This window comes from Microcoleus sp., from assembly GCF_049646505.1.
In the GTDB taxonomy this organism is placed as follows: Bacteria; Cyanobacteriota; Cyanobacteriia; order Cyanobacteriales; family Microcoleaceae; genus Microcoleus.
This window is the reverse complement of record NZ_JBARVX010000226.1, coordinates 1-7,888: the sequence shown is the minus strand read 5'-3', so window position 1 is coordinate 7,888 and position 7,888 is coordinate 1. Positions and strand designations below refer to the sequence as shown.

Sequence of the window (7,888 nt, the reverse complement as noted above, 5' to 3'; positions counted from 1 at the left end):
GTCTGGGGATTTGCTGACTGCTACTGATGCGAATGGGAATAAGCTGACTTTTAGCGATGCGGGGATTGCTAGCAGTACGGGTAAGTCGGTGAGTTTTGAGAGGGATGTTGCTGGGAGGATTGTGGGTGTTGTTGACCCGGATGGGAAGAAGGTTAAGTACGAATACGATGCGAAGGGGGATTTGGTTGCCGCCACCGACCAAGAACAAAATAAAACAGAATTTGTTTACAACACCGACCAATTTCACTATTTAGAAAAAGTCATCGACCCGCTAGGAAACACGGGAGTCAGAACTGAATACGATGACAAAGGTCGCTTGAAGAAAATAATTGACGCAGACGGCGACCCCGTAGAGTTGATTTACGACCCAGACAACTCAATTCAAACCGTCAAAGATGCTTTCGGCAATCCCACTACCTATGTCTATGATTTGCGCGGCAATGTTGTCAAACAAGTCAATGCGTTAGGTCAAGAAACTAACTTCAAGTACGATGATGACAACAATTTAATCGAAACAAAAGATGCCGCCGGAGGGGTAACAAAATACACCTATGACGCTAGCGGCAATCTCTTATCCCGTACCGAATCCTACTGCGGTTGTCCGGGTACGGTGCCTGGAATCACTCGCTACACTTACAACAAATACGGTCAGACTACCTCCATTGTGATGCCCACAGGAACTTCCCTGCATATGGAATACGATCGCGCTGGCAATATGCTAAAAATGCAGGATGGACTCGGCAATATCATCCAATCCTACGTCTACGATTCCCAAGGTCGAGTCGTTCAAGAAACCGATACCTTCGGCACTACTTACTACGGCAATTTCGATGCTTTTGGCAATCCCGGCTGGATCAAAGATGCTGAGGGGAACGAAACAACGATGACTTACAACGCTAAAGGTTTGTTGGAAACCATGACTGAAAATGGCGTTACCTCCACCTTCTTTTATGACGGATTGGGACGGCAAACAAAAGCTGACTACGGTGACGGTTTGTGGGTAGAATACGATTATGAAGGCTCTCGAGCCGATTGGACAGCAATAGAAGCCCCAACTATCGGCCGCATCGAACGCAAGTTTACGGATGACGGGAAGTTGGGAGGTTGGGTAACGAACGGTGGCGGCGAGATTAAATTTACCTACAATGAAGCAGGTCAGTTGGAAACTGAAACTGACCCTAGCGGTAGCGTTACCCGGTACGGGTACGACCAAATTGGCAGGGTTAAAAGCGTCAAAGATGAATCGACGGGGGTGGAAACTATCTACCACTACGACGCGCTGGTAGGCGTTGACCCCGACCCAGGCGTAGCAGATAATTTGATAGGTAAGTTAGCAGGAACAACTGTGGTTTTGGATGCCAACACCCGCTACACGACCAGCTATACTTACAACTCTAACGGTCAGATGAAAACTATGACTGACCCGCGCGGTCAGGTCTGGAAGTACCGCTACAATTCCAATGGAACGACGGTTATCGACCCGTTGGGAAGAGAGACAACTTCAGTACAGTCTCCTAATTACTTGCCCGTTGAAACGATTTATCCCGACGGAACCAAGTCGAAAGTTGAGTATCTTTTCAGCAACAACTTGCAGGAAGCGAAAGACTATCCGACTCGAATTATAGACCGGGGCGGCAATGACCGCAAGTTTACTTACGATGAGTTGGGACGGTTGAAGACGGTTACGGATTTGGGCGATGCTGTCTATACTTATCACTACGGTGAAAGCGGGTTGGAACGAGTGACGGGACCGAATCAAGCAACTTTGCTGTCTTACCAGTATGAGGATGGAAACCTCAAGAAAATTATCTATCCCGATGGCGGTGAAAAGGAATTTATTTACAATGCCGTCACGAATCGTTTGTCACAAATGAAGTTGCCCAGCGGAGTAACTGTAAGTTACGAGTATGATGCGGCGGGACAGGAAAAGCGCAGGGTTTCAACCTTGGATGGGGAAGTTGTTTCTAACTGGGATGCAGAAACGGGTCAACTGTTAAGCGTGACGGATGCTACGGGAACGACTGCTTATCACTATGACTCTGATACGGGTGCGCTTGCAGGCTTGGATTATCCCAACGGCGGCAGCATTCGCTACGGACGCGACGGTTTGGGTCGAGTCGATAAGGTTATCGTGAAAGCTGATAAGAATTCTGCTGATTCTACGGCTTACATCACTGAGTACCGCTACGATGCGAACGGCAATTTGGATCGAGTGAAGGCAACATCTCCCGGCGGTCAATTGTTAGAAACTGCGATGGTTTACGATGAAGTGAACCGCCTCAAAGAACGGACTTTGCCGAATGGGGTGAAGACGGTTTACCAGTATCAGGATAAGACGGATTTAGTTGAGAAGATTGCTCATTTTGCTCCTGATGGGGTGACGGTGTTGGCGTCTGTTGCTTACGAACGTAAAGGGATTGGGGAACCGACTAAGATTACTAGGGAAGATGGTTCTTACGTGCGGTTGGAGTACGATACTGCGCTGCGGGTGGATAAGGAAACTTATTACAGTGCGGCTGGGGTTTTGTTGCAGGAGATTGATTACGGTTACGATGCTGCGGGGAACCGTCAAGTTGTGTCGAGTGGTTTGGCTGCGGGAACTTACAGTTACGATAATGTCAATCAGCTTGCTTCAGTGACGAATGGGGCGAATGTGGAGACTTATACCTACGATGCTGGGGGACGGGTGGATGTTGTTAGCAGAAATGGGGTGATTCGGGATTTTGATTACAATACTGATAATTTGATTTCTCAGGTGAAGGATGCTGCTGGAAATGTGTTAGTTGAGTATGATTATGATAGTTCTGGGCGGAGAGTTGAGGTGAAGGGTGCGGCAGGTGAAAGGGATTATATTGTTGCGCCTGCGATGGGTGATGGTTTGGAGTCGCCGCAGTTGGTGATGGATGGAAATGGTAATGCTAGCGGCGCTTATGTTTATGCTGGAAATCAGCCGTTGATGCGGTTTGATGCTAGCGGGAATCCGGTTTATTATTTGACTGATGCGATGGGTTCGGTAATTGGGTTAGCCGGTGCTGGCGGTACTGGTGTCGCTCAGTTTAATTATGATAGTTTTGGCAATCTGAAAAGTTCGTCGGGGACAGCGGCTTCTTTACCTGGGAATGCTGGTGGGGATTTCCGGTTCCAGGGACAGTGGTTGGATGATGCGACTGGGCTGTACAATTTCCGGGCGCGGTATTACGATCCTGAAACGGGGCGGTTTATGAGTTACGATCCGATCGAGCTGATTGAGATGGAGCCGGAGAGCAGCAATCCCTATCAGTTTGTTTATAACAATCCTCATGTTTATAGCGATCCGACGGGGATGTTTTCGATCGCTGAACTTAATTCAACCATAGATGGTCACAATGTTCTCCAAACTATCCAATATCACGCAGGTCAAGCTGCTAGGGATTACATGATAGATGCTGCAAAGGATGTTGTTAATGATATAGCTCTCTCAACTCTTAACTCATTTGTTCCATTTGGCATGGAAGGAGTATTAACAGCTCTCAGCAATACTAATCCTGCCTTAGCTAATGTAAAAACAAAAATTGCCGGGAAAAATTTTGAATTTAGCGCTCAAAACAATATCAATCAAGTTTTCAAAGATGATAGCAACTTCCTTGACTACATACATCTTGAAGTGCCTGTAAATGATATTTCGGGAAAACCATCTGGCGACGGTATTAACATTAGGAATTTTAGGGCAGCTTCTACCTATTCTGAGATGGTTAGATCCAACGATCCAAGACCCGACTATATCATAAAACCAGGTAAACCCCAGGACGATAGCGTGCAAAGCTTCCTCATCGGTGATTTTAAATTGTCAGTAGCAACTATGGTCAATCACTATCTTGGTGGAAGTCAAACTAGGCAGTGGAACGCTATTAGCGCTCATACAAAACCCCGTCATTCAGTGATTCCTGTTTCTGGTTTTATTACTTTTTACTCTGGAACTTCAGCACAAAATGAACAACTACGGCAAGCCGCTTTTGCGAAAGGTATGGTTGCAGTGATTTTCTCCCTAGTCGAAAAGTCAGGCTTTAGAGCTCCTTTATAGTAAACGATCGAAAATGTCTATGATTACACTTGTTTTTAGCGACGAACCAGAACCAGGCGATACCAGACTTCATGAAGCAATTGCTGCTAGCAATCTGACAAAAGTACAAGAACTAATTATAGGGGGTGCTGATGTTCACTACATAGGGAACTGGGGCTGCACACCCTTAGAACTAGCAACCGAGTTAGGAAACTTAGATATTGTGCAAACTTTGCTGGTAGCAGGAGCGCAAATTGCTTTTGGAGTTAACTCAGCTCCTCTAGAGATTGCTGTAAAAAGAGGACAAATAGATATTGTTAAGGCTCTAATTGAGGCTGGTGCTGATGTCAATCAAGATATTGGAAATAACCAGACTGTCTTGATGACTGCCGCTACTTTAGGTCACTTGACTATCGTGCGACTTCTAATTGAAAAAGGTGCTGATGCTAATGCCATCAGAGAAGACGGAGCAAGCGCTCTTCTATGCGCCACCAAGAATGGGTGGCAAGAGGTATTCGACTATTTAGCTCTTTTGACTTCAAAAGAACTTCTGGCGCAAGCTGTAGAAAAGCTTCCGGCTGGTTTAGTCTATCGTCACAGAAAAGACGACTTGTTGACTGAGGGGTTTGTCCTAGCTGCCGGAGAGGGAAGAAGCGATGATGTTAAACAGGCAATTGCAGCGGATGCGGACATTAATGCTATTGATTCGCATGGTAACACGGCCTTGTGCTTTGCAGCCTATTGGGGTCAATTAAGTGTTGTTCGGGTCTTAGTGGAAGCTGGTGCTAGTCTGGAAAGGAAAGATGAACAAAATGGGTGGACGCCTTTGATAGCTGCGGTAATGATGGGGCAATTTGATGTAGTACAAATTTTACTGAAATCAGGAGCTGATATTGATAATATCGATCGAGACGGTCAAACGGCGCTTATGCTAGCTACAAGACTCAATTTTTCAGCTAAGTATCCTGGCTCCAGACTGTTTCCCCAAAACTTTTTTAGACACGTAGAAGTTTTCAAATGTTTGTTAGAGTTCGGTGCAGATGTCAATGCAAAAACAGATTCAGGTTGGACGGCTCTTATGGCAGCCACTAAATTTAGAAATATCAAGGCAGTTGAACTTTTGCTTCAAACTGGTGCTGAAGTTAATGCCAAGGACAACAGGGGAGATACTGCTCTAAGCCTTGCTCGCGAAGCGGGACATCAAGAAATTGTTAAGCTTTTGAAAGAAGCCGGAGCCGAAGAAGATTGAGTAGATGCGGGTATTGTACTTTTAGATAAAGAGCGATTCGAGCGCTCAAGCAACAACTGGCTTGTGCGATTTCCGGGCTGGGTATCCTGGCAATGCCGAGCTCACAAAAAATCCTCTTCTTTCCTCGGCAATGCTACTTCATGCGGAAGAAATTAAGAATCTCGATCGCGCAACTCTCCCCCTATACGAATGCAACCCGCACAGCATAAAATATTACCCAACACGCTCTACCAAAAACCATGACACCCACAGTAACCATCCAAGAACTAGCGATCGCCCTCACAGCCAAAAACCACTCCCCAACCCTCCTCAACGCAGACTTCCTCAAATACAGCGGCATCGTCCCCCCCGACTGGGAACTCGCCCGCCCTCCCGTTTTCAGCCCCCAAATCTCTCAAGTTGCCTTCACCAACGGCATCAACATCGTCGCCCAATCGAACGCCATTACTTTCATCGAATCCCTGAGTGCAAAATCACAAGAAGACGTAAAAATTTCTGCCGTTATCCGCAAATACGTTGAAGCTTTACCCCGCACCGACTATCAAGCTTTAAGCATCAATCCCAGAAGCTTCATCACCTTTGAAGGGGGAGATGAAAATGCAGCTCGCGAGTTCATCACCTCCAGTTTATTATCCAAAGGAACGTGGTTTGATGTGGGGAAAGCTCCGGTAAAAGCTGCTGTCAATTTAGTTTATTCTCTAGAACAAGGAGAACTTAACTTGAGCGTTGCCGAAGCTTTGCTGCAACTGCAAGAAGCAGAACCAACTCCCGCAGTATTGTTTTCCGGCAGCTTCCAGTACGAAATTGCAGGGGAATTAGAAGGCGAAAAACTGCAACATTTGTACAAGCTTTTGGAAAATTGGCAGCCGGATTTAGAAGCTTACCGGGAAATTGTCAACGTGCGGTTTTTGGGGAAAGAAGTTGAACAGTTACCGTCTGCCGCGTAAAGGATAAGATTGTGGGGGCGATCGCTGGCGTGTAAACAATGAACAGTTGTGCGATCGTCCCAACGAGGGGTGACTGAATAATTCGTAATTCGTAATTAAAGGTACAAGCTAATGGCCCAATAATTCGGAATTAAAGAACTCGATCGCTAATTCCGAATTTAGTGCCAGTAAACGAGAGCCTCATTACAAAGCCTGTTCGATCGCCCGCCGCGCCAATTCCACCTGTTCCACAGCATCCAGATAAGCTAGCGCTGCTGCATCCCAAACCACTTTTCTCTGCATCCTGTTCAAGACGATTTTCCCAAACTCGTACACCGTGCCGAAGCTTTGCAGCCTGAGAATTCGCTCAGCTATTGAGCAAAAACTCGGCGTTGGGTTCAATATCGCCACCACATCCGAGTGAAGGAGCGACACCACCTCTGAACCCATATCGACTTTCAAAGTCGCTCCAACTTCCACAATCCGGCCCCAAAATCCATTCCACTTCCTTTGGGCTATTTTTTCTTTAGGAATAAAAGGGATTTTGACAATAACCCATGCCCCCGCGCTGTCTGGACCAAAGCGCGTTTTGACTCCCTCACCCGTAATTGGTTCGCAAGGAGTGCAAGTTTTACATTTTTCACCGCAATCGCCTTCTTGAACCGGCTCGCTACTACTGCTGCCCTCGGTTTTCTTCGAGGCGGAAGATTTTCTCAAAGCAGCCTTAATCAGAGCTTTAGCTTGTTTGGGGGTTTTCGCTGCTCCCGACGAGATCGCAGCCAACGCCACTACTCGCTTGTCCTCCTGCATCTTCGCAAGTTGATACCCTACATCTATGCTGTGGTCGTTGATAATGTCCAACCACTTTGCAGCCAATTCGGGGCGGTCTCTCTTGAGCTCGTCGGCAGCTTTGACGGCAATGCGCCCTTTCCTGTAGTTCCTGCCGCACCCCAAGCCGACTATAGCCGCCACAATATTTTCCGTCAGTTCCATTTCCCTTGGAGTCAGGCCCAAATCGATCGGGTTCAATGGAAAATTTTCCATTAGCGGTTGCTGGTTGTCCGACGGCGGCTCTGCTGAGCCAGCAGCTTGGTGGCGAGCTTTCTTAGCAGCGTGTCTGTTCCTCAGCTCTCTAGCTATAGGCTCCACAACAATTCCTTCCCGAATTCTCTGTACTGGACTTTGGTGGCGGTGGCGGTTTTCTGCCACCAAGACGAAGAGCTCGTCATCTTCAGTCTGGAAGTGGCAGACAATAACTGGGACAAACTTCCAGCCCAGCGCTGCTAGCGCCCTCCACCGCCGATGGCCGCTAACGATCGTGCCATCTGTTTTGACGGTCAGCGGTTGGACGTAGCGTTTGAGTTGGATCAACTCTACCAGGTCAGCAATACTTTCGGTGCACCCGTAAATTTCCTCATTGCGAGGGTGAGGCTTGAGTTGGTCAAGACCAATATGCTGAATCGCGTCGCTGACTGAGAGCGACACAGTTTCATTTTTATTCATTTGGATAGCCCTGGTTGTTTATTTGGGGATTGGGGCTTTGTACCCTTGCCTGCTAAACCCAATAAGGTTTCCTAACAGAAAGCTGGGGTTATTCTCTGTCGGGGCGGCGCGGGCTGTATCGGCAGGTCGCCTTCACTGTCAAAAGGTTCGCTGCTTTTACATTCTTAGAAT

4 protein-coding genes are annotated in these 7,888 nt (G+C 47.2%); 3 read left to right on the top strand and 1 reads right to left on the bottom strand.

The genetic code is table 11. From position 1 onward, the window contains the following. The first annotated feature begins 10 nt into the window (after positions 1-10). From WBA89_RS12260 to WBA89_RS12250, 3 genes are all read left to right on the top strand, one after another. Positions 11-4,060, top strand: coding sequence for an RHS repeat domain-containing protein (locus WBA89_RS12260; protein WP_424406717.1), 4,050 nt, complete (start codon positions 11-13; stop codon positions 4,058-4,060). A gap of 19 nt (positions 4,061-4,079) precedes the next feature. Then, a complete protein-coding gene (locus WBA89_RS12255) occupies positions 4,080-5,288 on the top strand; it encodes an ankyrin repeat domain-containing protein (protein ID WP_424406715.1) in 1,209 nt (402 codons plus the stop codon). A gap of 239 nt (positions 5,289-5,527) precedes the next feature. Then, entirely contained in the window at positions 5,528-6,235 is a 708-nt protein-coding gene (locus WBA89_RS12250; protein ID WP_424406713.1) for a hypothetical protein, read from the top strand. Between the two features lie 183 nt (positions 6,236-6,418). On the opposite strand, the gene WBA89_RS12245 is transcribed toward WBA89_RS12250, so the two are convergent. Beyond that, positions 6,419-7,717, bottom strand: a complete 1,299-nt coding sequence (locus WBA89_RS12245; protein ID WP_424406711.1) for a ParB/RepB/Spo0J family partition protein — start codon at positions 7,715-7,717, stop codon at positions 6,419-6,421. Between the last annotated feature and the right edge of the window lie 171 nt (positions 7,718-7,888).